This window comes from Pseudomonas sp. W5-36, assembly GCF_046540455.1.
GTDB classification, from domain to species: domain Bacteria; phylum Pseudomonadota; class Gammaproteobacteria; order Pseudomonadales; family Pseudomonadaceae; genus Aquipseudomonas; species Aquipseudomonas graminis_B.
Genome location: NZ_JAXCIQ010000022.1, coordinates 45,452 through 69,361, shown reverse-complemented (window position 1 = coordinate 69,361; position 23,910 = coordinate 45,452). Strand labels below are relative to the sequence as shown.

Here is a 23,910-nt window from a genome sequence, read left to right as displayed (position 1 = left end):
GGCCGACGCTCTTGATCCTCGGCTCTTCCAAAGTACTAAAGCCAAAGCCATAAAAAAACCCTGCTCTAGAGCAGGGTTTTTTGTGCATCACTCACTCATCACAAACCCGCATGGCCCACCAGGGTCAGCAGCGGTTGCGGGTACACGCCCAGGAAGAACGCCAGCAGCGTGATCCCCAACAGCATCACGCCACCTGCACGCTGCGCCCAGTTGAACGGGGCGTCGTGGCGCTGGATCTTCGAGTCCTGCAGATACAGCGTCACCATCACACGCAGGTAATAGAAGACACCAATGGCGCTGCCCACGACCAGTGAACCGGTCAGCCACCACAGGTGTGCTTCGACGCCCGTCGCGATGATGTAGAACTTGCCGATGAAGCCAGTCGTCAGCGGGATACCGGCCAGGGACAGCATCATCACGGTCAGCACCGCCGTCAGGTACGGACGACGCCAGAACAGGCCGCGGTATTCGAACATCGCATCGGCATCGCGGCCGCTGTACGGTGACGACATCAACGTGACCACGCCGAACGCGCCCAGGCTGGTCAGCACGTACGTCACCAGATAAACGTTGATCGCCTCGACGGCCATGCCTTTGCTCGCCACCATCGCGATCATCAGGTAACCGAAGTGCGCAATCGACGAATAGCCCAGCAGACGCTTGAGGTTGTTCTGCGTCAGGGCCAGCAGGTTACCGACCAGGATCGACGCCACGGCAATGACCGACATCACGTCGGTCAGCACACCATTGGTGGCCGCCGGGGAGATCTGGAACAGGCGAACCAGCACACCGAACACCGCGACCTTACTGGCCGTGGCAAGGAAAGCCGCCACAGGGGCAGGGGCGCCTTCGTACACGTCCGGTGTCCACAAGTGGAACGGCACCAGCGACAGCTTGAAGCCCAGACCCACCAGCATCATGCCCAGACCCAGGCTGGCGATCGGGCTTGGCATACCGGTGGCCGCGATAGCCTTGCCGATCTCGCTGAAACCCAGGCTGCCGGATTCGGCATACAGCAGCGCCATACCGAACAGCAAGAAAGCCGAACCGGCGGCTGACAGCACCATGTACTTGATGCCGCCTTCCAGCGAACGCTTGTTAAAGAAGGCGTAAGCGACCAGACCGTAGACCGGCACCGACAGCAGTTCCAGACCGATGAACAGGCTTGCCAAGTGTTGTGCAGCGACCAGTACCAAGCCACCGGCCGCGGCCATCAGGATCAGCAGGTAAAGTTCTTCGCGGTTACCCGGATAGCCCGCCTTGCCTTCACCCAGGTAAGCGTGAGCCAGCGTGACGCAAGCCAGCGTGGACACCAGGATGATGCCCATGTAGAGGCAGGCGAAGCTGTCGATTTGCAGCAATGGCGTGACCACCAGCGGCGCAACTTTCAGCGCCGGGTAGATGGACAGCAAAGCCAGGTTGAGTCCCGCTACCGTCAGCAGGAATGATTGCGAGTGATTGCGACGCCATGCGATGCCCAGCATCACCACCACAATGGTGATGCTGGTAATCAGCAGCGGCGCCAGCGCAATAAAGTGTTGAATCGTCAGGTCCATAGCGCTCTTACCGGGCCGAAGCGAGTTGAGTGAAGGCGGTGCCGAGCCATTGCTGCACGCCATGCATGGTCGCCGAGGAGGTGTCGAGGATCGGTTGCGGGTAGACGCCCAGCAGAATCAACAACACCGCCAGACCCAGCACCATGATCAATTCCCGACCGTCCATGCCTTTATAGACCGCGTCGGATTTGGCCGGGCCGAAGTAGGCGCGGTGGATCATGATCAGCGAGTAGACAGAACCGAACACCAGGCCGGAGGTGGCGATGGCGGTGATCCATGGCGAGCTGACAAAGCTGCCAATCAGGATCAGGAATTCGCCAACGAAGTTACCGGTGCCTGGCAGGCCCAGCGAGGCGGCAGCGAAGAACAGGCTGATGGCCGGCAGGTACGCGATCTTGTTCCAGAGACCACCCATTTCGCGCATGTCGCGGGTGTGCAGGCGCTCGTACAGCTGGCCGCTGAGGATAAACAGCGCGGCAGCCGACAGACCGTGAGCGAGCATCTGAACGACGACGCCTTGCAGCGCCTGCTGGCTGCCGGAGTAGATGCCGATCAGCACGAAGCCCATGTGCGACACGCTGGAAAACGCGATCAGGCGCTTGATGTCGGTCTGCGCAAAGGCCAGGAAGGCACCGTAGAAGATACCGATCAGGCCCAGGACCATGGCGATTGGCGCGAACTCGGCCGAGGCATTCGGGAACAGCGGCAGGGCAAAGCGCAGCAGACCATACGCAGCGGTCTTCAACAGGATGCCCGCCAGGTCCACGGAACCGGCGGTCGGCGCCTGGGCGTGAGCGTCAGGCAACCAGGAGTGCAGCGGCACGATCGGCAGCTTCACCGCGAAAGCGATGAAAAAGCCCAGCATCAGGATGTATTCGGTGCCGTGGGACAGCTTGGTTTTCAACAGGTCCGCGTAACCGAAGGTGATCACGCCGGTCTGGTTGAAGTGCACCAGCACCAGACCGAGGATCGCCACCAACATGATCAGGCCGCTGGCCTGAGTGAAGATGAAGAACTTGGTCGCTGCGTAGATCCGGGTCTTCTTGCCATCTGCCGAGCTGTGACCCCAGAGCGCGATGAGGAAGTACATCGGCACCAGCATCATTTCCCAGAAGAAGAAGAACATGAACAGGTCGATGGCGAGGAACACGCCGACGACACCGCCCAGGATCCACATCAGGTTCAGGTGGAAGAAGCCGACGTTACGTTGAATCTCTTTCCACGAGCAGAGTACCGAGAGGATACCCAGCAGGCCGGTCAGCAGAATCATCAGCAGGGACAGGCCGTCGAGGGCCAGGTGCACGCTGATGCCGAAGCGCTGGATCCACTGAAGCTTGAATTCAAGGGCCCAGGTCGGATCGGCGCCCGGAGCGGGAGCATAGGTAAACGTACCGGTGCTCCAGACCCACAGCCCAAGAATCGTCTCGAGAGACATGGTCAACAGCGCAATCCAGCGCGGCAGGGTAGGGCCGAAGCGCTCACCTTGCCAGCACAGCAGGCCGCCAATGAAGGGGATCAGGATTAGCCAAGGCAGAATCATGACGGGCTCAATTCCTTTTCGTAAGTCGCAAGGTTCATGTCAGATCGACTCATCAGACCAGCACAATCGCGCCGAGTACCAGTACGGCACCTGCGGCGATCGAAGCGGCGTACCAACGGAGCTGACCGGTTTCGGTGCGGGTCATCAAGCCGTTACCGGCTTTGACCAGACGCGGAATCAGGCCGATTGTGTGGTCGAGCGGGTCGGCACGCAGGAGGCGACTGATTGCCAGGTAAGGTTTGACGAACAGCACGTCGTATACCCAGTCGAAGCCCCAGGCCGCAAACCACCATGCCGACAGGAAACGACCCGGACCGCTGTTGGCGATGGCAGTGGCCAGACGACGCTTGCCGAGGAACAGCACCGCCGCCAGCAGAATACCGGCCAGAGCGATGGCGCCCGAGGCGATTTCCAGACTGTGCTTGGCTTCGCCGCCCGCATGGCCCGCGCTTTCCGGCAGCACGCCGGCCAGTGGCGGATGAATCCAGGCGCCGATGAACGTCGACAGTACGATCAACACACCCAGCGGCAGCCAGTGGGAAATCCCGTGGCCGGCGTGGGCTTCGGTCTTCGCTTCGCCGTGGAAGGCGATGAAGATCAGGCGGAAAGTGTAAAGCGAGGTCATGAACGCACCGACCAGACCTGCATACAGCAGGTACTGATGGCCGCTGGCGAAGGCTTCCCAGAGGATTTCGTCCTTGGAGTAGAAGCCCGCGGTGACCAGCGGCAAGGCCGACAGCGCAGCGCCGCCGACGATGAAGCTGGCGTAGGCCAGTGGCAGTTTCTTCCACAGGCCGCCCATCTTGAAGATGTTCTGCTCGTGGTGGCACGCAACGATCACCGCACCGGACGCGAGGAACAGCAGCGCCTTGAAGAAGGCGTGGGTCATCAGGTGGAAAATCGCGCCGTCCCAGGCGCCCACGCCCAACGCCAGGAACATGTAGCCAATCTGGCTCATGGTCGAGTAGGCGAGGATACGTTTGATGTCGGTCTGCACCAGTGCGGCGAAACCCGCCAGTACCAGGGTCACGCCGCCGACAATCCCGACCAGATGCAGGATGTCAGGAGCGAGGATGAACAGGCCGTGGGTCCGTGCGATCAGGTAAACGCCTGCGGTTACCATGGTCGCGGCGTGGATCAGTGCCGACACCGGGGTAGGACCGGCCATTGCGTCTGCCAGCCAGGTTTGCAGCGGCAGTTGCGCGGATTTACCGACCGCACCGCCCAGCAGCATCAGCGTGGCCAGCACGATCCAGAAATCACCGACCTTGAAGTGCTGTGGCGCACGAACCAGCAATTCCTGAATGTTCAGCGTGCCCAGTTGTTGGAACAGAATGAACAGGCCGATGGCCATGAACACGTCGCCGATGCGGGTCACGATGAAGGCTTTTAGTGCGGCGTTGCCGTTGTTGCGGTTGCTGTAATAGAAACCGATCAACAGGTACGAGCACAGGCCCACGCCTTCCCAACCGAAGTAGATGAACAGCAGGTTGTCGCCCAAGATCAGGAACAACATGCTGGCAATGAACAGGTTGGTGTAGGCGAAGAAGCGCGAGTAGCCGTCTTCACCGCGCATGTACCACGAGGCGAACAGGTGAATGAGGAAGCCGACGCCGACCACCACACCGAGCATGGTGATGGACAGGCCATCGACATACAGGGCGAAGTTGGGCTCGAAGCCGTCCACCGACATCCAGCGCCACAGCACCATGGTCAGGTGACCGCCTTCCGGTGGTGAGACGTTGAATTGCCAGATCACGTACGCGGCGACGATGGCCGACAGGCCAATGGAACCCACGCCGATCAGGGCTGAAAGGTTTTCCGACCATTTGCCGCGCGAGAACGACAGCAGCAGGAAACCGATCAGGGGGAATACGAAAGTCAGAAAGAGTAGGTTCATCCGCGCATCTCGCTGGCAGCGTCGATATCGAGCGTGTGGAAGCGGCGATACAGTTGCAGCAGGATCGCCAGGCCAATACTGGCCTCGGCTGCGGCAAGGCTGATCACCAGAATGAACATGATCTGGCCGTCAGGCTGTGCCCAGCGGCTGCCCGCGACCACAAAGGCCAGCGCGGCTGCGTTCATCATGATTTCCAGGCTCATTAACACGAACAGAATGTTGCGGCGTACCAACAGGCCCGCCAGGCCGAGGCAGAACAGGATGCCGGCGACCGCCAGACCATGTTCCAGAGGGATTGCTGAGTTCATGGCTTTACTCCTTCGCCTCGTTACGGCCGACATGGAACGCCGTCACGGCTGCCGCAAGCAGCAGCATCGAGGCGAGTTCGACAACCAGCAGGTAAGGGCCAAACAGGCTGATGCCGACGGCTTTGGCGTCCACCGTGGTGTGACCGATGGAGGCGCCGGTGGAGTTGGCAAACAGCACGTAGATCAACTCCGCCAGCAGCAGGCCGCCCAGCAGAATCGGGCCGAGCCAGATGCCGGGTTTGAGCCAGGCGCGTTCTTGTTGAACCGAGGCCGGGCCCAGGTTCAGCATCATCACCACGAAGACGAACAGCACCATGATGGCGCCCGCATAGGCGATCACTTCAAGCGCACCGGCGAACGGCGCGCCGAGGCTGAAGAAGGTCATGGCCACGGCGATCAGCGAAATGATCAGGTAGAGCAGGGCGTGCACCGGGTTCGTGTTGGTGATCACCCGGAGGGTGGCCACCACAGCGATGCCGGATGCGAAATAGAAAGCGAATTCCATCTTTCTTCCTTAAGGCAGCAAGCTCTTGACGTTGATGGGCTGGGCTTCGTTCTGGGCATCGCCTTTCGGCTTGCCGGCGATGGCCATCCCTGCAACGCGGTAGAAGTTGTAATCAGGGTTCTTGCCGGGGCCGGAGATCAGCAGATCTTCCTTCTCGTACACCAGATCCTGACGTTTGAACTCGGCCATCTCGAAATCCGGTGTCAGCTGGATCGCGGTGGTCGGGCAAGCTTCCTCACACATGCCGCAGAAGATGCAACGCGAGAAATTGATGCGGAAGAACTCCGGGTACCAACGACCGTCGTCGGTCTCGGCCTTCTGCAGCGAGATGCAGCCCACTGGGCACGCCACGGCGCACAGGTTGCAGGCCACGCAGCGCTCTTCGCCGTCGGGGTCGCGGGTCAGGACGATGCGGCCACGGTAACGTGGCGGCAGATAGACCTGCTCTTCCGGATATTGCAGGGTGTCACGCTTACGGAAACCATGGCCGAAGACCATGATCAGGCTGCGCAACTGGGTACCCGTACCCTTAACGATGTCGCCAATATATTTGAACATGGGTCAAATCCTCACTGAGCCGCCAAGACGACCGCAGCGGTCACCAGCAAATTGATCAGGGTCAGTGGCAAGCAGAACTTCCAGCTGAAATCCATCACCTGGTCATAACGCGGACGAGGGATCGAAGCACGCAACAGGATGAACAGCATGATGAAGAACGCGGTTTTCAGGGCAAACCACATGAACGACAGTTGCGGCAGGATATCGAACGGGCCGTGCCAGCCACCGAAGAACAAGGTCACCAGCAGCGCCGAGATCAGGATGATGCCGATGTACTCACCGACGAAGAACATGCCCCATTTCATGCCGGCGTATTCAATGTGGTAACCGTCGGCCAGTTCCTGTTCCGCTTCCGGCTGGTCGAACGGGTGACGGTGAGTCACGGCAACGCCCGCGATGAAGAAGGTACAGAAGCCGAAGAACTGCGGAATGATGAACCACAGGTGATCGGCCTGGTACTTGACGATGTCGCCCATGTTGAACGAACCGACCTGCACCACGATGCCCATCAGCGACAGGCCGAGGAACACTTCGTAGGACACGGTCTGCGCCGAGGCACGCAAGCTGCCCAGGAGGGCGTACTTGTTGTTCGATGACCAGCCGGCGAACAGCACCGCATAGACCGACAGACCGGCCATGGCGAAGAAGAACAGCAGGCCGATGTTCAGGTCGGCGACGACCCAGGTCTGGGTCACCGGGATGACCGAGAACGCGATCAACAGCGCGCTCATGGCCACCACCGGCGCCAGGGTGAAGATCACCCGGTCGACGAAGGGCGGGTTCCAGTCCTCTTTAAAGAACATCTTCAGCATGTCGGCAGCAATCTGGAACATGCCGAACGGCCCGACGCGGTTCGGGCCGTAACGGTCCTGCCACCAGCCCAGCAGACGGCGTTCCACGAAACTGAGCAGCGCGCCGCAGACCACCACGGCGAGCAGCACCACGATGGCCTTGACGACAGCGATGATCGAGTCGATCACTTCAGGGGTGAACCAGGTCATTGAGCGGCCTCCTGCACAGCATCAACGGTTTTGCCGAACAGCGCCGGAGGAATACCGGCCAGACCGGACGGCAGCGCCACCAGGCCTGCGCCCAGTTCTTCGCTGATGCGCAGCGGCAGACGCAGGGTCTGGCCGGCAATGCTCAGGCTGAGCAAGGCACCTTCGTTGACACCCAGACGGTCCGCTTCGGACTTGGCCAAGGCTACATACGGTTGAGGAATGCGCTCTTGAACCGGTGCGGCTTTGGAAGAGGTCTCTTCGCTGCCGAACAGGTGGTAGAACGGCACGACCTGCCAAGTCCCTTGTGCCGGGGAGAAGGCACGCGGCACGTTGGCGAACCAGCCCAGCTTGTCGCCGCTGCTTTCGATCAGGCGTACGCCCGGATCGCCAGCGCGCAGGTGACCGCCGACTTCGTCCTGGAACTTGTTCCACGCCTGCGGCGAATTCCAGCCCGGCGACCAGGCAAACGGCACCTGGGAACGCGGTTCGGCAGAGCCCGAATAACCTTCCATCGAGAAGGCGAACGCGGTGTCGATGTCCTGCGGCATACGGGGTTCGTGCACGCTGATGTTGGCGCGCATGGCGGTCCGGCCGCTGTAACGCAGCGGTTCGCGTGCCAGCTTCAGGCCCTTGATGCGGAACACGGCAGACGGCGCGGCACCGACGATGCCCGCCAGTTGCGGATTGCTCGCGGCGCAGGCAGCGGTGACGTGGTCGAGCTGGGTCCAGTCAACCGGCTGATTCAACAGGGTGGCGCGCAGGGCATGCAGCCAGCGCCAGCCTTCGTGAACCAGAATGCTCGCGTCCAGATACGTCGGATCAAAGACCTGGAAGAAGCGCTGGGCGCGGCCTTCCTGGCTGACCAGCGTACCGTCGCCTTCGGCAAAGCTTGCGGCCGGCAGCACCAGGTGCGCGCGATCGGTAGTCGCGGTCTTCTGATGATCGGCAACGATCACCACTTTCGCGGCCTTCAGTGCAGCCTCGACCGTCGCAGCGTCAACACGGGTGAACAGATCGTTTTCCAGCACGACGATGGCGTCCGCCTGGCCCGAAATCACGGCCTGCAGCGCAGCGTCGACCGAGTCGCCACCGAACAGGGTCAAGCCCATGCTGTTGGCTTCCGGCACGATCAGGCTCAGCGAACCCTGCTTGTCGCGCAGCTTCAAGGCCTTGGCGATGTTCGCCGCCGCTTCGATCAGCGCGTTCGAGCCCAGCGAGGCGCCGGACACGATCAGTGGGCGCTTGGCTTCAAGCAACGCAGCAGCAATGCGCTCGGCCAGTTCCAGCGCTTCGCTGTCCAGACCAACAACGGCCGGGGCGCTCGGGTCGAGGGCGTGGGCCACGGCGAAACCGATGCGCGCCAGATCATCGGGCGCCGCGTGCACGCACTCCTCGGCGATGTCGTCGAGGCGGGTGTCGGTCAGGCTGGCGATGAACAGCGGGTTCAGCTCGTGCTGACCGATATTTTTGACCGCAGCGTCCAGCCACGGTTGGACCTTCATCGCAGCGGCCATGTCTTCGGCTTTGTTCTTCACCGACTGACGCAGGCCGAGGGCCATGCGCGCAGCGGTCTGGGTGACGTCTTCGCCAAGGATGAACACGGCGTCGTGCTCTTCGACTTCACGCAGCGTCGGGATCGGCAGCGGGCTGTCTTTCAGCACCTGAGCGATCAGGCGCAGACGCTCCAGCTCACCGGCCTCGATGCCCGAGTAGAAGTGCTCGGCACCGACCAGCTCGCGCAGGGCGAAGTTGCTTTCCAGGCTGGCGCGCGGCGAACCGATGCCGACGATGTTGCGCCCGCGCAGCAGGTCAGCGGCCTTGTCCAGCGCAGCGTCCAGGCCCAGCTTGATGCCTTCGGCCAGCGGCTGGCGTGGACGGTCCGTGCGGTTGACGTAGCCATAACCGAAACGGCCGCGGTCGCAGAGGAAATACTGGTTCACCGAACCGTTGTAGCGGTTCTCGATACGGCGGATTTCACCATAACGTTCGCCCGGGCTGATGTTGCAGCCGCTTGAGCAGCCGTGGCAGATGCTCGGCGAGAACTGCATGTCCCATTTCCGGTTGTAGCGCTCGGAGTGGGTCTTGTCGGTGAACACACCGGTCGGGCAGACCTCGGTCAGGTTGCCGGAGAACTCGCTTTCCAGGGTGCCGTCTTCAACGCGACCGAAGTACACGTTGTCGTGGGCGCCGAACACGCCGAGGTCAGTACCCCCGGCGTAGTCCTTATAGAAGCGCACGCAGCGATAGCAGGCGATGCAGCGGTTCATCTCGTGTGCGATGAACGGCCCCAGTTCCTGATTCTGGTGGGTGCGTTTGGTGAAGCGATAGCGGCGCTCGTTGTGGCCGGTCATCACCGTCATGTCCTGCAAATGACAGTGACCGCCTTCCTCGCAGACCGGGCAGTCGTGCGGGTGGTTGGTCATCAGCCATTCGACGACGCTGGCGCGAAACGCCTTGGATTCGTCGTCTTCGATGGAGATCCAGGTGTTGTCAGTGGCGGGCGTCATGCAGGACATGACGATACGACCACGGGTGTCGTTCTCGTCGGTGTACTGCTTGACCGCGCACTGGCGACAGGCGCCAACACTGCCAAGTGCCGGATGCCAGCAGAAATAAGGGATGTCGAGGCCCAGCGACAGACATGCCTGTAACAGGTTGTCTGCGCCATCGACTTCGAGCGCTTTGCCGTCTACGTGGATAGTGGCCATGGTTCAAAGTTCTTCGTTGGCCCGGTGTCAGCGGGCGTGGCTAATGGAATCTCGGTGCCATCCGACTCAAACAGCCTCGCGGCGTCGTCGGATGCAAGGAAGGCGGCCTTGAGAGCCGCCGACCGTTTATCGTGTTATGCGCCGACCACGGTCGGACTGATGACCTGATTGAGGTCGCCCGCACGTGCCGGTGCGATGCCTGCCTCGAATTCCGGCCGGAAATACTTGATCGCGCTGCCCAGAGGTTCCACGGCGCCCGGTGCGTGGGCGCAGAAGGTTTTGCCTGGGCCGAGGAAGTTGACCAACCCCAGCAGCGTCTCGATATCGCCTGGTTGACCCTGGCCATTTTCGAGGGCGCGCAGCATTTTCACGCTCCACGGCAAGCCATCGCGGCACGGCGTGCAGAAACCGCACGACTCCTGGGCGAAGAACTCTTCCATGTTGCGCAGCAGCGAAACCATGTTGACCTTGTCGTCCACCGCCATCGCCAGACCGGTACCCATCCGGGTGCCGACCTTGGCCACGCCGCCGGCGTAGAACTGGCAATCGAGGTGTTCCGGCAACAGGAAACCGGTACCGGCGCCGCCGGGCTGCCAGCACTTGAGCTTGAAGCCGTCGCGCATGCCACCGGCGTAGTCTTCGAACAGCTCGCGAGCGGGGAGGCCGAAGGGCAGTTCCCACAGGCCAGGGTTCTTCACCTTGCCGGAGAAGCCCATCAGCTTGGTGCCGTGGTCTTCGCTGCCTTCGCGGGCGAGGGACTTGTACCAGTCGTTACCGTTGTTAACGATGGCCGGGACGTTGCACAGGGTTTCGACGTTGTTCACGCAAGTCGGCTTGCCCCATACGCCCACCGCAGCGGGGAAGGGCGGCTTGGAGCGCGGATTGGCGCGACGGCCTTCGAGGGAGTTGATCAGCGCGGTTTCTTCACCGCAGATGTAACGCCCTGCACCGGTGTGCACGATCAGCTCGAAATCAAAACCGCTGCCAAGGATGTTCTTGCCCAGCAGGCCGGCGGCTTCGGCTTCTTTCACCGCGCGGCGCAGGTGCACCGCCGCAGTGGTGTATTCGCCGCGCAGGAAGATATAGCCGCGGTACGCCTTCAGGGCGCGCGCACTGATCAGCATGCCCTCGATCAGCAGATGGGGCTGTTGCTCCATCAGCATGCGGTCTTTCCAGGTGTTCGGCTCCATCTCATCGGCGTTACACAGCAGGTACCGGATGTTCATGGATTCGTCTTTGGGCATCAGCCCCCACTTCACGCCGGTGGGGAAGCCTGCACCGCCGCGGCCTTTGAGGCCGGAGTCTTTGACGGCCTGGACGATTTCGTCAGGCGACAGCGTCGCAAACGCTTTGCGCGCCGCGGCGTAGCCGTCTTTCTTCTGGTATTCATCGAGCCATACCGGCTCGCCGTCATCGCGCAGACGCCAGGTCAGCGGATGGGTTTCCGGGGCGCGAGTGATGAGGTTGGCGGGGCCGAAGGAAGTGATGGTCATACGTAACCCTCCAGCAGCGGGGCGACGCCCGCGGGCTGCAGATTGCCGAAAGTATCGTCGTCGATCATGACCGCCGGCGCCTTGTCACAGTTGCCCAGGCAGCAGGCCGGCAACAGCGTGAAGCGGCCGTCGGCGGTGGTCTGACCCAGGCCGATGCCCAGCTTGCTCTGAATCTCGCTGACGATGTCTTCGTGACCGGCGATGAAGCAGACCATGCTGTTGCAGACGCGAATGATATGGCGGCCCACCGGCTGACGGAAGATCTGGCTATAGAACGTCGCCACGCCTTCAACGTCGCTGGCAGGGATGCCCAGCACTTCACCGATGGCGTAGATGGCGCCGTCCGGCACCCAGCCGCGTTCTTTCTGGACGATTTTCAGGGCTTCGATGGACGCCGCGCGCGGGTCCTCGTAGTGATGCATTTCGTGCTCGATGGCCGAGCGCTCGGATTCGCTCAGGGCGAAACGGTCTGTCTGGATAAGCGTGCTGTTCATGCTTAGCGGTCCACGTCGGCCATAACGAAATCGATACTACCCAGGTACGCGATCAAGTCCGCGACCATGCTGCCTTTGATCACCGAAGGGATCTGCTGCAGGTGCGGGTAGCTTGGGGTGCGAATCCGGGTACGGTAGCTCATGGTGCCGCCGTCGCTCGTCAGGTAATAACTGTTGATGCCCTTGGTCGCTTCGATCATCTGGAAGGATTCGTTGGCCGGCATGACCGGGCCCCACGAAACCTGCAGGAAGTGCGTGATCAGGGTTTCGATATGCTGCAGGGTGCGTTCTTTCGGCGGCGGCGTGGTCAGCGGATGATCCGCCTTGTACGGACCGGCCGGCATGTTGCGCATGCACTGCTCGATGATCTTCAGGCTCTGGCGCATCTCTTCGACACGCACGATGCAGCGATCGTAGGCGTCGCCATCGTGGGCCAGGGGCACTTCGAACTCGAAGTTCTCGTAACCCGAATACGGACGCGCCTTGCGCAGGTCGAAGTCCAGACCGGTCGCCCGCAGGCTAGGCCCGGTGACGCCCCATTCCAGCGCTTCCTTGGTGTTGTACGCGGCAACGCCGACGGTACGACCTTTGAGGATGCTGTTTTGCAGTGCCGCTTTGGTGTACTCGTCCAGACGCTTGGGCATCCAGTCGATGAAGTCCTTGACCAGTTTCTCCCAGCCGCGGGGCAGGTCGTGGGCAACGCCGCCGATACGGAACCAGGCCGGGTGCAGGCGGAAACCGGTGACGGCTTCGATCACGGTGTAGGCGCGCTGACGGTCAGTGAACGTGAAGAACACCGGGGTCATGGCGCCGACGTCCTGGATGTAGGTCCCCAGGAACAGCAGGTGGCTGGTGATGCGGAAGAACTCGGACATCATGATGCGGATGACGTTGACCCGATCCGGCACGGTGATGCCGGCCAGTTTCTCGACCGAGAGCACGTACGGCAGGTTGTTCATCACGCCGCCGAGGTAATCGATGCGGTCGGTGTACGGAATGTAGCTGTGCCAGGACTGGCGCTCGGCCATCTTCTCGGCGCCACGGTGGTGGTAACCGATGTCCGGCACGCAGTCGACGATCTCTTCGCCGTCCAGCTGCAGGATGATGCGGAATGCACCGTGGGCCGAAGGGTGGTTCGGGCCCAGGTTGAGGAACATGTAGTCCTCGTTGGTGCCGGAACGCTTCATGCCCCAGTCTTCCGGACGAAAGCGCGCGGCTTCCTCTTCCAGCTGCTGCTTGGCGAGGGTCAGGCTGTAGGGGTCGAATTCGGTGGCACGGGCCGGGAAATCCTTGCGCAGCGGGTGACCTTCCCAGGTCGGCGGCATCATGATGCGGGTCAGGTGCGGGTGGCCCGGGAAGTCGATCCCGAACATGTCCCACACTTCACGCTCGTACCAGTTGGCGTTTGGCCAGATGCCGGTCACGGTCGGCATGCTCAGGTCGGTTTCGGAAAGCGCAACCTTGATCATCACGTCACTGTTACGTTCTATCGACATCAGGTGATAGAACACGGTGAAGTCAGCATCCGGCAGGCCACGTCGCTTGGTCCGCAGGCGTTCGTCGACGCCGTGCAGGTCGTACAGCATCACGTACGGCTTGGGCATCTGACGCAGGAAGGTCAGGATCTCGATCAGCCGGGCGCGTTGCACCCACAGCACGGGCATGCCGGTGACAGTGGACTGGGCGCTGAAGGCTTCAGCGCCAAAACGGTTATGGAGTTCAACGACGACCTCTTGGTCGTCAGCCTTGTGAGGCGGGATGTACAGAGCGGTGTCTGCAGTCATAGGTCTCGATCGCTATCGGTCAACGTACAGAATGAACCCAGGTTCAGGCTTCTTTTTGTAAAAGAAAAACTGGATCAGACTTCGTCGGGGCTGCGCAGGTTGGTCACCGCAATACGCTGTTCGCGGCGCTGTTCCTTCTGCGACGGCATCTCGGCGCGATAAACGCCCTGGTCACCGACGACCCAGGAAAGAGGACGACGCTCCTGTCCAATGGATTCCTGCAACAGCATCAAGCCTTGCAGAAATGCCTCTGGGCGGGGCGGGCAGCCGGGCACGTAAACATCCACGGGGAGGAATTTATCCACGCCCTGAACCACGGAGTAGATGTCGTACATGCCACCGGAGTTGGCACAGGCGCCCATGGAGATCACCCACTTGGGCTCCAGCATCTGCTCGTAGAGGCGCTGGATGATCGGGGCCATCTTCAGAAAGGGTGTACCGGCGATCACCATGAAATCCGCCTGACGCGGCGATGCCCGGATGACTTCGGCGCCGAAGCGCGCGATGTCGTGGGGGGCAGTGAAGGCGGTGGTCATTTCCACATAGCAGCACGACAGACCGAAGTTGTACGGCCAAAGGGAGTTCTTGCGACCCCAGTTGACGGCACCATTCAGTACGTCTTCGAGCTTGCCCATGTAGATGTTTTTGTGGACTTGATCTTCTAACGGATCGGAAACGACTTCGCGTTCGCCGATGGGGTACTGCTCGTTAGGAGCATCCGGGTCGATCCTGGTGAGATTATATTGCATTGCCAAAGCCTCATTGTTTTAGCTTCGCCTGCCGGTTACGACGACCAACGGGAGCCCAATCGAGCGCCCCTACCCGCCATAGGTAGACAAGACCTGCCAACAGAATTGCTATGAAAACGAGCGCTTCGGCGAAGCCGGTCCAGCCGCTTTCGCGGACGGACACAGACCAGGCGTAAAGAAAGAGGGCTTCAATGTCGAAAATCACGAACAGCATCGCGACCAGATAGAATTTTGCCGAGAGCCGCAGACGGGCGCCGCCGGTGGGCAGCATGCCGGATTCAAACGGTTCGTTTTTGCTGCGGCCCCAGGCTTTGGAACCCAGCAGGCTGGAAAGGCCGAGCATGAAGGCGCAGAGGCCGACGACACCAAGGAGAAACACGGCGAAGCCCCAATTGTGGGCAATCAATCCTGTCGAGTCGGGCATGCTGGCAGTCCTTAACAGAGAGCAAAGGTCTCTGGGCTTGAAAGAAGTAGAAGCAGTGACGATATGTCGCAGTGCGATCAATCCCGGGATTTTATGTGCAAAAGGAGGGCAAGTAAATTTTCTGCATCAAATTTATTCGCAGGATTAATGAGATAGGTCACGGTTTTCATGCTTAGCCCCAGCAGGGGCGGGCGTCGAAGCCGCTTTGGAGAAATATGTATCGTAGGGCAGGCCGGCAATTAGCCACGACTTAAATGATAATAAATATCATTTGGGGAGGGTGATTATCATGTGTCACTGCGACGTGACGAAGTTCCCATTAATTATCGCGGGGAAGTTACCCGGTTATTGATGGCCTGATTAATTAACTTTTATCGGCTGATGAGAGTTGTCTATCGTTAATAGTTGACTGTCAACGTAGGTTAATTCCGGGCAGTCAGCAGAAAGCCGCCCGAAGGCGGCTCCTGTATTCTGTGGCGGCGGCTTTCGCCGGGAAGAGGGCGGTTCGAAAAGCGTCAGTGGAACTGTTCTTCTTCCGTCGAGCCAGTCAGTGCCGTCACCGAAGACTTGCCGCCCTGAATGACCGTGGTCATGTCATCAAAGTACCCGGTGCCCACTTCCTGCTGGTGCGCCACGAACGTGTAGCCCTTGGCGGCGTCGGCGAACTCCTGTTCTTGCAGCTTCACGTAGGCAGTCATGTCGTTGCGGGCGTAGTCATGGGCCAGGTTGAACATGCTGTGCCACATGTTGTGGATGCCGGCCAGGGTGATGAACTGATGCTTGTAGCCCATTGCTGACAGCTCGCGCTGAAATTTCGCGATGGTCGCGTCGTCCAGGTTCTTCTTCCAGTTGAAGGAAGGCGAGCAGTTGTAGGACAGCAGCTGATCCGGGTATTCCTTTTTGATCGCTTCGGCGAAGCGACGGGCCTCGTCCAGATCCGGCTTGGCGGTTTCACACCAGATGAGATCGGCATACGGCGCGTACGCCAGGCCGCGGGCAATGGCCTGGTCCAGGCCGGCACGTACTTTGTAGAAGCCTTCCGGCGTGCGGGTGCCGGTGACGAACGGCTGGTCGTACGGATCGCAGTCCGACGTCAGCAGGTCCGCCGCGTTGGCGTCGGTGCGCGCCAGAATGATGGTCGGCACGCCGGCAACGTCAGCCGCCAGACGTGCGGCCACCAGTTTCTGTACCGCCTCCTGGGTGGGGACCAGAACCTTGCCGCCCATGTGACCGCATTTTTTCACGGACGCCAGTTGGTCTTCGAAGTGCACGCCGGCAGCGCCTGCCTCGATCATGCTCTTCATCAGCTCGTAGGCATTGAGCACGCCGCCGAAACCGGCTTCGGCGTCGGCCACGATCGGCGCGAAATAATCGATATAGCCTTCGTCGCCCGGGTTCTTGCCGGCTTTCCACTGGATCTGGTCCGCGCGGCGAAACGAGTTATTGATGCGCTTGACCACGGTCGGCACCGAGTCCACCGGGTACAGCGACTGATCGGGGTACATCGATTCGGCGGAGTTGTTGTCCGCCGCGACTTGCCAGCCAGACAGGTAGATCGCCTGGATACCGGCTTTGACTTGTTGCACGGCCTGACCGCCAGTGAGAGCGCCCATGCAGTTGACGAAATCCTTGTCGGGACGAAAGGACGGCTTGGCGCCCTGGGTCACCAGGTTCCACAGCTTTTCAGCGCCCAGCTTTGCAAACGTGTGTTCAGGCTGAACCGAGCCACGCAGGCGGACGACGTCAGCAGCGGAGTAGGTGCGGGTGACGCCTTTCCAGCGTGGATTCTCGGCCCAGTCTTTCTCGATGGCTGCAATGTGTTGTTCGCGTGTCAGTGCCATGGGGTAAACCTCGTTGCTTGATGTTGTGGGTCTTGAGGTGAAGCGCCTTGCTTCGCCGCCGCCGGTCTTTCTTCAAGGCGCGCGGATGGCTGCTCGCTGATCCGGGGAGCATTGTTTCAGTCAGATTTATTCGCCATCGAGATGATGAGGCGATGAAACAGCCTTGTGGGCGTAAATGACGCTAATCGGCGCGAACGTGTTGAGTTCGAGCGCGATCAGGGAGAGTTCTGCACGACCCCTGATCAGCGGGAGCGAGGCCATCATGCCTCGGCAATTTTGCCTCGTCAAACAATTTGTAGTGCTTTTTTTGCTGCACTACATATTTCGTCTAATGGGACTTGTCGGTCAGTTTCAGGCGTGTGGGTGCTGGGAAGGGGGAATCAGCGTGAATACTGGGTGGATACGGGAGTGGGGCAAGATGTAGTGCCGGATCGGGCACTACATAATTAGCGGTATAACCGAAGCGGCACAGATGGACACGGTCCGTGTGGGAGCGACCGGGGTGGCGCTCCACCTTGCTCGCGAAGAGGCCAGTACATCCGCTGAATCTTCATTGGCTGAGATAGAGCCTTCGTGAGCAAGCTCACTCCCACAAGGTGTGCGCAGTAACTCGCGATCACATCATGTCAATCCAGGCTGTCGACCTTCACCCGCAGTTGCATGTCGTTGCTGCCCTGAGTCGAGTAGCGCCGGGCCACGCCGTGCTCATCGGCGCGGGACTGACCGCTGGCGCCCGCTAGCGTGATCCACTCACCCAGCCGACCACTGACTTGCGTGTCGGTGCTCTGAACCTTGATCGCGTCAGCCTGTTGCTGGCTCATGCGGTCGTTGTTGGTGCTGATGCTCAGATGGACGATGTCGCCGGTGACCGTCGCCGTGACATAGAAGCCCTGGGTCACGTTGCGGTATTGAGTATTGGTCTGCGGGTAGCCATAGCCATCGGACTGCACCGAGGTGATCGGTATGCTCTGGCCCATCTGGATCAGAGCCGGGGTCCCTTCGCTGGCCTGAACCTGCTGCACGCCGCCGTCGCGGCTCGCGGTGCCGTAATTCTGGATGCGCGTCCGGCCGTCGGCGCTGAGGCGTCCGTCCTGCGAACGCACGGTGCCGTTGACCGAGTAGCCCTGGTCGCTCTGCACCGTGCTGTCACTGGTGTCGACGCTGATCATCAGACGCTTGGGCGCAGTGTCGAGCTGGCCGAGGAGGTCGCGCAGTTCGCTGATCTTGTCCGGCTCGGCGTTGACGATCAGTTTGTTGCCGTAGGCATTGACGCTGCCTTCGTTGCCCAGGAACGACTTCACGGTGGGCAGCAAATCGTCGCTGGTGCGGTAATTCAGGGGGATGACTTCAGTGGCGGCCGCGGCCGTGAAGCTGCAAGCCAACAGCAGTGAAGCGAGCAGGGTGCGTAATGACATCGGTGTGGTCTCCGCGAGGGGCGCGTCTGAACGACGAGTTTGCCAGTGTGTCGGCCTGGGCAGCACCAAGTTGAATCGCAGACAGCAAAACGCCCCGGTGCTTTTGTTTCAGCTTAGGCAGCTGAAGCGCGAACGCCGGGGCGCAAATGTCGCCAGGTGCAGTCAGTGCGAGTTGCGCACCATGTCCACGTGGGGCAGGCCGGCTTCAAGAAACTCGTCGCTCACCACGGTAAAGCCAAAGCGCTCATACAGCGCCGTGGCATGAACCTGTGCGCTGAGCCGCGTCTGTTTCAGGTCGCGGCGCTCTGCTTCGGCGAGGATCGCGGTGATCAACGCCTCACCCACGTTCAGGCCGCGCCAGTCCTTGAGCACGGACAATCGGCCGAATTCACCATCGGGCAGCAAGCGCGCGGTGCCCACGGCGTAATCCCCTTCAAGCGCCAGAAAGTGCAGGGCGCCTGCATCTTCCGAGTCCCATTCCAGTTCGGGCGGAACCGACTGTTCAAACACGAACACGGCGTCACGAATTCGCCGAATGTCGGCGTTGTCTTTCTGCCAGTCGGCTACCCGTACGTGGATCTTATTCATCAGCAAACCCCAGACTTCCTTGTTTGACCAGCTCACAGAGCAGGTTACGTCCATCATCATCTGCCAGCCATTGGCCCAGATTGTCGATGTGCAGCGCATCGGCCGCGCAGATCATTTTCAGCAGTTCACGCAGATGGCCCGGCAACAGACGGCTCTGACCGCTGGCGAACAGCAGCAGGTCGTCGTCGACTTCCGACCACGCCAGTCGCGCGCTCGGGTTGCGGATCAGCACGGCGCCCTGTTCCAGGCTGTCGAGTAACTCGCTCTCGGCCAGTTCCGGGCCGACCACCAGTTCAGGATAGCGCGGTTCGGTCATGAACTGGCCGAACCAGGTCAACAGCAGGCGCTCGTCACCCATGTGCTCGGCGAGCAAGCCCTTCAGGCGGTCAAGGGCGTCGTGTTGAATCTGGTGCGGATCGCTGACCGGTTGCGCGTCGGCGTCGGTGTAACGCTCTTCTTCAGGCATGAACTGGCTGAGGAAGTCCGTGAAGTGGGTCAGCACTTCGGCGGCGCTTGGCGCGCGGAACCCGACGGAGTAGGTCAGGCACTCATCCACCGCGACGCCGCAGTGGGCGAGGCGCGGCGGCAGGTAGAGCATGTCGCCCGGTTCCAGCGTCCACTCGTCGGTACCCTGGAAGTCGGCAAGGATGCGCAGGTCGGCGTGCTCGAGTAGCTTGCTTTCGGAGTCGCACATCTGGCCGATCTGCCAGTGACGCTTACCATGGCCCTGCAGCAGGAACACGTCGTAGTTGTCGAAATGCGGACCCACGCTGCCGCCCGGCGCGGCGTAGCTGATCATGACGTCATCGATGCGCCAGCTCGGCAGGAAGCGGAAGTTTTCCAACAATTCGCTGACTTCAGGCACGAACTGATCCACAGCCTGGACCAGCAGGGTCCACTCGCGCTCCGGCAACGTGCTGAAGTCGTCCTCGGCGAACGGGCCGCGACGCAGCTCCCACGGGCGCTCGCCTTTCTCGAGGACCAGGCGCGATTCAACTTCTTCTTCCAGTGCCAGGCCGGCCAATTCGTCAGCGTCGATCGGGCTCTGGAAATCCGGAATGGCCTGACGGATCAGCAAAGGTTTCTTCTGCCAGTAGTCACGCAGGAACTCGCGCGCTGTGATGCCACCTAGGAGCTGAAGAGGGATGTCAGGATTCATGTGTAACCTATTGAAAAAACGGATTTTTACGACGGGAATAAAAACGCCCGGCTCAGCCGGGCGTTCAGAGCGGGTGCAGTGCGGTCAGATGCGCTTGGCTTGCGCCACGGCGTTGCCGATATAGTTCGCCGGGGTGAGCTTCTTCAGCTCGGCCTTGGCTTCGGCAGGCATGTCCAGGCCGTCGATGAAGGTCAGCAGCGCTTCAGGGCCGATGCCCTTGCCGCGCGTCAATTCCTTGAGCTTCTCGTACGGGTTTTCGATGTCGTAGCGACGCATGACCGTCTGGATCGGCTCGGCCAGGACTTCCCAGCAAGCGTCCAGATCGGCGGCGATCTTCTGCTCGTTGAGCTCCAGCTTGCCGATGCCTTTGAGGCTCGCTTCGTAGGCAATCACGCTGTGAGCAAAGCCCACGCCGAGGTTGCGCAGCACGGTGGAGTCGGTCAGGTCACGCTGCCAGCGGGAGATCGGCAACTTGCTGGCCAGATGCTGGAACAGCGCGTTGGCGATGCCGAGGTTGCCTTCGGAGTTTTCGAAGTCGATCGGGTTGACCTTGTGCGGCATGGTCGACGAACCGATTTCACCGGCGATGGTGCGCTGCTTGAAATAGCCCAGGGAGATGTAGCCCCAGATGTCGCGGTCGAAGTCGATCAGGATCGTGTTGTAGCGGGCGATCGCGTCGAACAGCTCGGCGATGTAGTCGTGGGGTTCGATCTGCGTGGTGTAGGGGTTGAAACCCAGACCCAGCTCGTCTTCGATGAAGGCGCGGGCGTTGGCTTCCCAGTCAATGTCCGGGTAGGCCGACAGGTGCGCGTTGTAGTTGCCGACGGCGCCGTTGATCTTGCCCAGCAGCGGCACGGCAGCGACTTGAGTGATCTGACGCTCCAGGCGGTAGACGACGTTCGCCAGTTCCTTGCCCAGGGTGGTCGGCGAGGCCGGCTGCCCGTGGGTGCGCGACAGCATCGGCACGGCGGCGAAACGGATCGCCAGCTCGCGGATGGACTCGGCGATCTGGCGCATCAGGGGCAGCAGCACGGTGTCACGGCCTTCGCGCAGCATCAGCGCGTGGGACAGGTTGTTGATGTCTTCGCTGGTGCAGGCGAAGTGGATGAACTCGCTGACCTTGGCCAGCTCCGGCAACTTGGCAGCCTGCTCCTTGAGCAGGTACTCGATGGCCTTGACGTCGTGATTGGTGGTGCGCTCGATCTCTTTGACACGCTCGGCGTGCTCGAGAGCGAAATCGTTGGCCATGGCATCGAGGATGGCGTTGGCTTCGGCGGAGAAGGCCGGGACTTCAGGGATTTGCGGGTGAGCCGCCAGGCGTTGCAGCCAGCGTACTTCCACCAGGGCGCGGAAACGGATCAGGCCGTATTCGCTGAAAATCGGGCGCAGGGCCTGGGTTTTGCCGGCGTAGCGGCCATCTACAGGGGAAACCGCAGTGAGCGAAGAAAGCTGCATAGGGTGTTCTCGGACTGTCGGGCAACGAAAAGGGGCGCGTATCATACATGAAAATTCCGGTCAGCCGAGGCTGGCTGACCGTTATGAGTCGCGCGATGTCGGGTCGGAAGCGAGCTGAAGGGCGTTGGCCCCTCAGCGGTGAAGCAATGGATACAGTTCTTTCAATAACTTGCGGCGGCTGATGACCAGTTGCCAGCGGTGACCGCCCACTTGTCGCCAAAGTCGCGCGCAACGAATCCCGGCCAGCAAAAGCGCGCGGATTTTCGACGCATTGTTAGGTTGCTGCAGATTACGCATGTCGCCGTGGACCTGAATCCGTTGACGCAAGGTGCTCAGGGTGTCCTGATACAGCGCGCCGCTGGCGGCAATGACGTTCTCATGAGCGATACCGAAATGCTCAACCTGGGATTTGATCTGCGGCAGGCGCTTGCCGATGGTGTCGAGCATGTCGTCGCGCTTGGACAGTTGACGCTCCAGGCCCAGCATCGCCAGGGCATAACGCAATGGTTCCCGTTGCAACGTGGCCGGATCGCGTTCCAGGGCGCTGGCGAGGGCGCGATAGCCCTCGTGCAGATTCAGGTCGTCGCCACCGAACACGTCCAGCGTGTCTTTCGGGTCCATGACCAGCAGGGTGCCCATCATACAGCCCACGGCGGCTTCACCGGCCTGACCGGTCTTGGCGATGCGATCGACCAGCACGGCGGCCTGAAAGACCCCCGCCAGGGCGACGAGTTGTTCCTGAATCGGGGTCATCAACGTGCGTCCCTGGTGTGCCACGGCTCGGCGATTTCGATGACGCCGCCGCCCAGGCAGACCTCGCCGTCGTAAAACACCACGGACTGGCCGGGCGTGACCGCGCGCTGAGGCTCGTCAAAGGTGGCGCGGTAGCCGGTTTCAGTGCGTTCCAGGGTGCAGCGCTGGTCGCTTTGGCGGTACCGCACTTTGGCGGTCAGCTGGCGCGGACTGCTCAGGTCGATCGGGTTGACCCAGTAGATCTCAGAGGCGAGCAGGGCGCGGGAAAACAGCCACGGATGCTCGTTGCCCTGGCCGACGATCAGCTCGTTGTGCTCCAGGTCCTTGACCAGTACGTACCACGGCTCATCACCGGCATCTTTCAGCCCGCCGATGCCCAGGCCCTGGCGCTGGCCGATGGTGTGGTACATCAGGCCGGCGTGGCGACCGATGACTTCGCCTTCGGTGGTCTTGATTTCGCCGGGCTGCGCAGGCAGATATTGCTTGAGGAAGTCGGTGAAGCGACGCTCGCCGATGAAGCAAATGCCGGTCGAGTCCTTCTTCTTCGCGGTCGCCAGCTGGTATTTCTCGGCGATGGCGCGCACCTGGGGCTTCTCGAGTTCGCCGACCGGGAACAGCGTCTTGGCGATCTGCTCGCCGCCGACGGCATGCAGGAAGTAGCTCTGGTCCTTGTTCGGGTCCAGGCCCTTGAGCAGTTCGGTGCGGCCGTCGATGTCGCGGCGACGCACGTAGTGACCGGTCGCGATCAGGTCGGCGCCGAGCATGAAGGCGTAGTCGAGGAAGGCTTTGAACTTGATTTCGCGGTTGCACAGGATGTCCGGGTTCGGCGTGCGCCCGGCTTTGTATTCCTCGAGGAAGTGTTCGAAGACGTGGTCCCAGTACTCGGCCGCGAAATTCACGGTGTGCAGTTTGATACCGATCTTGTCGCACACGGCCTGGGCGTCCGCGAGGTCGTCCATGGCGGTGCAGTATTCCGTTCCGTCGTCTTCTTCCCAGTTCTTCATGAACAGGCCTTCCACCTGGTACCCCTGCTCCATGAGCAGAAGGGCGGAGACCGAAGAATCCACGCCGCCGGACATGCCGACAATGACGCGCTTCTTTTCTGTATCGGAAAAGGCTGAATCAGACATAGGAATTCGATTGGGTAGCAGCAGGAAAGGGCGCGATTCTAACAGGGAGTCGGCGCCAAGGCTAAAAGCTATTCAGTTGCGCTGGGCGGCCGGTCAGTCGCGCACAACCTCGATGCTGTGAATCGGACCTATCAGGTAGTCGTCCACGCAGCGCAGGACCAGCTCGCTGCGCCAGCGCTCCGGTTGGCTGGCCAGTTCGTCGCGGCTGAACCAGGGGGCGCCGACGATGCCGGTGTCCAGCGCACGCTCGGGGTGGTGTCGCGTCGCTTTGGCCGAAAAACACACACGCTGATAGGTCACGCCATTGCTTGGCGCAGTGTACAGGTAGATGCCGACGACGCCCGTCAGCTCGACGTCCCAGCCGGTTTCTTCAAGGGTTTCGCGGATGGCCGCTTCACGCAACGTCTCATCAGGCTCCAGGTGCCCGGCAGGCTGATTGAGCACCAGCTTGCCGTTTTTCAGTTCTTCAACGAACAGGAAACGGCCGTTGTCTTCGATGACGGTTGCGACGGTGATGTGGGGGTGCCAGGTCATGGATAGTTCGCTCAT

The 23,910-nt window shown here is 61.1% G+C and carries 21 protein-coding genes; all 21 read right to left on the bottom strand.

Going from position 1 to position 23,910, the window contains the following annotated elements:
* Nucleotides 1–98: 98 nt before the first annotated feature.
* The 21 genes from nuoN to SLW74_RS24540 all read right to left on the bottom strand — a co-directional run bounded on the left by nuoN (nucleotide 99) and on the right by SLW74_RS24540 (nucleotide 23,895).
* Nucleotides 99–1,556 carry an NADH-quinone oxidoreductase subunit NuoN gene (nuoN, locus tag SLW74_RS24640; protein WP_410930399.1) on the bottom strand — a complete coding sequence of 486 codons (1,458 nt, stop codon included), beginning with the start codon at nucleotides 1,554–1,556 and terminating at the stop codon, nucleotides 99–101.
* A gap of 7 nt (nucleotides 1,557–1,563) precedes the next feature.
* Nucleotides 1,564–3,096: an NADH-quinone oxidoreductase subunit M gene (gene nuoM, locus SLW74_RS24635; protein WP_065989114.1), complete on the bottom strand. Its 1,533-nt coding sequence runs from the start codon at nucleotides 3,094–3,096 to the stop codon at nucleotides 1,564–1,566.
* 52 nt (nucleotides 3,097–3,148) lie between these two features.
* The gene (gene nuoL, locus SLW74_RS24630; RefSeq protein WP_108122801.1) at nucleotides 3,149–4,996 is read right to left on the bottom strand and encodes an NADH-quinone oxidoreductase subunit L; all 1,848 of its coding nucleotides are present in this window, start codon (nucleotides 4,994–4,996) and stop codon (nucleotides 3,149–3,151) included.
* Nucleotides 4,993–5,304: an NADH-quinone oxidoreductase subunit NuoK gene (nuoK, locus tag SLW74_RS24625; RefSeq protein ID WP_065989117.1), complete on the bottom strand. Its 312-nt coding sequence runs from the start codon at nucleotides 5,302–5,304 to the stop codon at nucleotides 4,993–4,995. Before nuoK ends, nuoL begins: the two co-directional genes overlap by 4 nt.
* A gap of 4 nt (nucleotides 5,305–5,308) precedes the next feature.
* Complete coding sequence (nuoJ, locus tag SLW74_RS24620) at nucleotides 5,309–5,809, bottom strand: NADH-quinone oxidoreductase subunit J (protein WP_037008804.1); 501 nt, start codon at nucleotides 5,807–5,809, stop codon at nucleotides 5,309–5,311.
* Between the two features lie 9 nt (nucleotides 5,810–5,818).
* Nucleotides 5,819–6,367, bottom strand: coding sequence for an NADH-quinone oxidoreductase subunit NuoI (gene nuoI / locus SLW74_RS24615; protein ID WP_037008808.1), 549 nt, complete (start codon nucleotides 6,365–6,367; stop codon nucleotides 5,819–5,821).
* Nucleotides 6,368–6,378: 11 nt separating this feature from the next.
* Nucleotides 6,379–7,368 carry an NADH-quinone oxidoreductase subunit NuoH gene (nuoH, locus tag SLW74_RS24610; RefSeq protein ID WP_037008811.1) on the bottom strand — a complete coding sequence of 330 codons (990 nt, stop codon included), beginning with the start codon at nucleotides 7,366–7,368 and terminating at the stop codon, nucleotides 6,379–6,381.
* The gene (gene nuoG, locus SLW74_RS24605) at nucleotides 7,365–10,076 is read right to left on the bottom strand and encodes an NADH-quinone oxidoreductase subunit NuoG (RefSeq protein WP_410930398.1); all 2,712 of its coding nucleotides are present in this window, start codon (nucleotides 10,074–10,076) and stop codon (nucleotides 7,365–7,367) included. The genes nuoH and nuoG overlap by 4 nt, the downstream gene beginning before the upstream one ends.
* Nucleotides 10,077–10,210: 134 nt before the next feature.
* Nucleotides 10,211–11,569 (bottom strand): NADH-quinone oxidoreductase subunit NuoF, encoded by a 1,359-nt coding sequence (gene nuoF, locus SLW74_RS24600; RefSeq protein WP_065989122.1) that lies wholly within the window; start codon nucleotides 11,567–11,569, stop codon nucleotides 10,211–10,213.
* The gene (gene nuoE / locus SLW74_RS24595) at nucleotides 11,566–12,063 is read right to left on the bottom strand and encodes an NADH-quinone oxidoreductase subunit NuoE (protein ID WP_065989124.1); all 498 of its coding nucleotides are present in this window, start codon (nucleotides 12,061–12,063) and stop codon (nucleotides 11,566–11,568) included. The genes nuoF and nuoE overlap by 4 nt, the downstream gene beginning before the upstream one ends.
* A 2-nt stretch (nucleotides 12,064–12,065) precedes the next feature.
* The gene (gene nuoC / locus SLW74_RS24590) at nucleotides 12,066–13,847 is read right to left on the bottom strand and encodes an NADH-quinone oxidoreductase subunit C/D (protein WP_065989125.1); all 1,782 of its coding nucleotides are present in this window, start codon (nucleotides 13,845–13,847) and stop codon (nucleotides 12,066–12,068) included.
* A 74-nt stretch (nucleotides 13,848–13,921) separates the two neighbouring features.
* Nucleotides 13,922–14,596, bottom strand: a complete 675-nt coding sequence (locus tag SLW74_RS24585; protein ID WP_065989126.1) for a NuoB/complex I 20 kDa subunit family protein — start codon at nucleotides 14,594–14,596, stop codon at nucleotides 13,922–13,924.
* Between the two features lie 10 nt (nucleotides 14,597–14,606).
* The gene (locus tag SLW74_RS24580; RefSeq protein WP_037008823.1) at nucleotides 14,607–15,020 is read right to left on the bottom strand and encodes an NADH-quinone oxidoreductase subunit A; all 414 of its coding nucleotides are present in this window, start codon (nucleotides 15,018–15,020) and stop codon (nucleotides 14,607–14,609) included.
* Between the two features lie 515 nt (nucleotides 15,021–15,535).
* Nucleotides 15,536–16,861 (bottom strand): isocitrate lyase, encoded by a 1,326-nt coding sequence (aceA, locus tag SLW74_RS24575; RefSeq protein WP_065989127.1) that lies wholly within the window; start codon nucleotides 16,859–16,861, stop codon nucleotides 15,536–15,538.
* Nucleotides 16,862–17,487: 626 nt separating this feature from the next.
* Nucleotides 17,488–18,276 carry a secretin N-terminal domain-containing protein gene (locus SLW74_RS24570; protein WP_065989135.1) on the bottom strand — a complete coding sequence of 263 codons (789 nt, stop codon included), beginning with the start codon at nucleotides 18,274–18,276 and terminating at the stop codon, nucleotides 17,488–17,490.
* Between the two features lie 162 nt (nucleotides 18,277–18,438).
* On the bottom strand, nucleotides 18,439–18,864 hold the full coding sequence (locus SLW74_RS24565; protein WP_065989671.1) for a GNAT family N-acetyltransferase: 426 nt from the start codon (nucleotides 18,862–18,864) through the stop codon (nucleotides 18,439–18,441).
* On the bottom strand, nucleotides 18,857–20,023 hold the full coding sequence (locus SLW74_RS24560) for a cupin domain-containing protein (RefSeq protein ID WP_192134588.1): 1,167 nt from the start codon (nucleotides 20,021–20,023) through the stop codon (nucleotides 18,857–18,859). The genes SLW74_RS24565 and SLW74_RS24560 overlap by 8 nt, the downstream gene beginning before the upstream one ends.
* 84 nt (nucleotides 20,024–20,107) lie before the next feature.
* Nucleotides 20,108–21,478 carry an adenylosuccinate lyase gene (gene purB / locus SLW74_RS24555; protein ID WP_410930397.1) on the bottom strand — a complete coding sequence of 457 codons (1,371 nt, stop codon included), beginning with the start codon at nucleotides 21,476–21,478 and terminating at the stop codon, nucleotides 20,108–20,110.
* Between the two features lie 132 nt (nucleotides 21,479–21,610).
* Complete coding sequence (gene hflD / locus SLW74_RS24550) at nucleotides 21,611–22,231, bottom strand: high frequency lysogenization protein HflD (RefSeq protein WP_065989140.1); 621 nt, start codon at nucleotides 22,229–22,231, stop codon at nucleotides 21,611–21,613.
* Nucleotides 22,231–23,361: a tRNA 2-thiouridine(34) synthase MnmA gene (gene mnmA / locus SLW74_RS24545; RefSeq protein ID WP_192134584.1), complete on the bottom strand. Its 1,131-nt coding sequence runs from the start codon at nucleotides 23,359–23,361 to the stop codon at nucleotides 22,231–22,233. The genes hflD and mnmA overlap by 1 nt, the downstream gene beginning before the upstream one ends.
* A gap of 93 nt (nucleotides 23,362–23,454) precedes the next feature.
* On the bottom strand, nucleotides 23,455–23,895 hold the full coding sequence (locus tag SLW74_RS24540) for an NUDIX hydrolase (RefSeq protein WP_410930404.1): 441 nt from the start codon (nucleotides 23,893–23,895) through the stop codon (nucleotides 23,455–23,457).
* Nucleotides 23,896–23,910: the final 15 nt, after the last annotated feature.

What these genes read in the sequence shown, in the direction of transcription:
- nuoN (WP_410930399.1), bottom strand. Translation starts at nt 1,556, where the DNA reads ATGGACCTGACGATTCAACACTTTATTGCGCTGGCGCCGCTGCTGATT.
- nuoM (WP_065989114.1), bottom strand. Translation starts at nt 3,096, where the DNA reads ATGATTCTGCCTTGGCTAATCCTGATCCCCTTCATTGGCGGCCTGCTG.
- nuoL (WP_108122801.1), bottom strand. Translation starts at nt 4,996, where the DNA reads ATGAACCTACTCTTTCTGACTTTCGTATTCCCCCTGATCGGTTTCCTG.
- nuoK (WP_065989117.1), bottom strand. Translation starts at nt 5,304, where the DNA reads ATGAACTCAGCAATCCCTCTGGAACATGGTCTGGCGGTCGCCGGCATC.
- nuoJ (WP_037008804.1), bottom strand. Translation starts at nt 5,809, where the DNA reads ATGGAATTCGCTTTCTATTTCGCATCCGGCATCGCTGTGGTGGCCACC.
- nuoI (WP_037008808.1), bottom strand. Translation starts at nt 6,367, where the DNA reads ATGTTCAAATATATTGGCGACATCGTTAAGGGTACGGGTACCCAGTTG.
- nuoH (WP_037008811.1), bottom strand. Translation starts at nt 7,368, where the DNA reads ATGACCTGGTTCACCCCTGAAGTGATCGACTCGATCATCGCTGTCGTC.
- nuoG (WP_410930398.1), bottom strand. Translation starts at nt 10,076, where the DNA reads ATGGCCACTATCCACGTAGACGGCAAAGCGCTCGAAGTCGATGGCGCA.
- nuoF (WP_065989122.1), bottom strand. Translation starts at nt 11,569, where the DNA reads ATGACCATCACTTCCTTCGGCCCCGCCAACCTCATCACTCGCGCCCCG.
- nuoE (WP_065989124.1), bottom strand. Translation starts at nt 12,063, where the DNA reads ATGAACAGCACGCTTATCCAGACAGACCGTTTCGCCCTGAGCGAATCC.
- nuoC (WP_065989125.1), bottom strand. Translation starts at nt 13,847, where the DNA reads ATGACTGCAGACACCGCTCTGTACATCCCGCCTCACAAGGCTGACGAC.
- SLW74_RS24585 (WP_065989126.1), bottom strand. Translation starts at nt 14,596, where the DNA reads ATGCAATATAATCTCACCAGGATCGACCCGGATGCTCCTAACGAGCAG.
- SLW74_RS24580 (WP_037008823.1), bottom strand. Translation starts at nt 15,020, where the DNA reads ATGCCCGACTCGACAGGATTGATTGCCCACAATTGGGGCTTCGCCGTG.
- aceA (WP_065989127.1), bottom strand. Translation starts at nt 16,861, where the DNA reads ATGGCACTGACACGCGAACAACACATTGCAGCCATCGAGAAAGACTGG.
- SLW74_RS24570 (WP_065989135.1), bottom strand. Translation starts at nt 18,276, where the DNA reads ATGTCATTACGCACCCTGCTCGCTTCACTGCTGTTGGCTTGCAGCTTC.
- SLW74_RS24565 (WP_065989671.1), bottom strand. Translation starts at nt 18,864, where the DNA reads ATGAATAAGATCCACGTACGGGTAGCCGACTGGCAGAAAGACAACGCC.
- SLW74_RS24560 (WP_192134588.1), bottom strand. Translation starts at nt 20,023, where the DNA reads ATGAATCCTGACATCCCTCTTCAGCTCCTAGGTGGCATCACAGCGCGC.
- purB (WP_410930397.1), bottom strand. Translation starts at nt 21,478, where the DNA reads ATGCAGCTTTCTTCGCTCACTGCGGTTTCCCCTGTAGATGGCCGCTAC.
- hflD (WP_065989140.1), bottom strand. Translation starts at nt 22,231, where the DNA reads ATGACCCCGATTCAGGAACAACTCGTCGCCCTGGCGGGGGTCTTTCAG.
- mnmA (WP_192134584.1), bottom strand. Translation starts at nt 23,361, where the DNA reads ATGTCTGATTCAGCCTTTTCCGATACAGAAAAGAAGCGCGTCATTGTC.
- SLW74_RS24540 (WP_410930404.1), bottom strand. Translation starts at nt 23,895, where the DNA reads ATGACCTGGCACCCCCACATCACCGTCGCAACCGTCATCGAAGACAAC.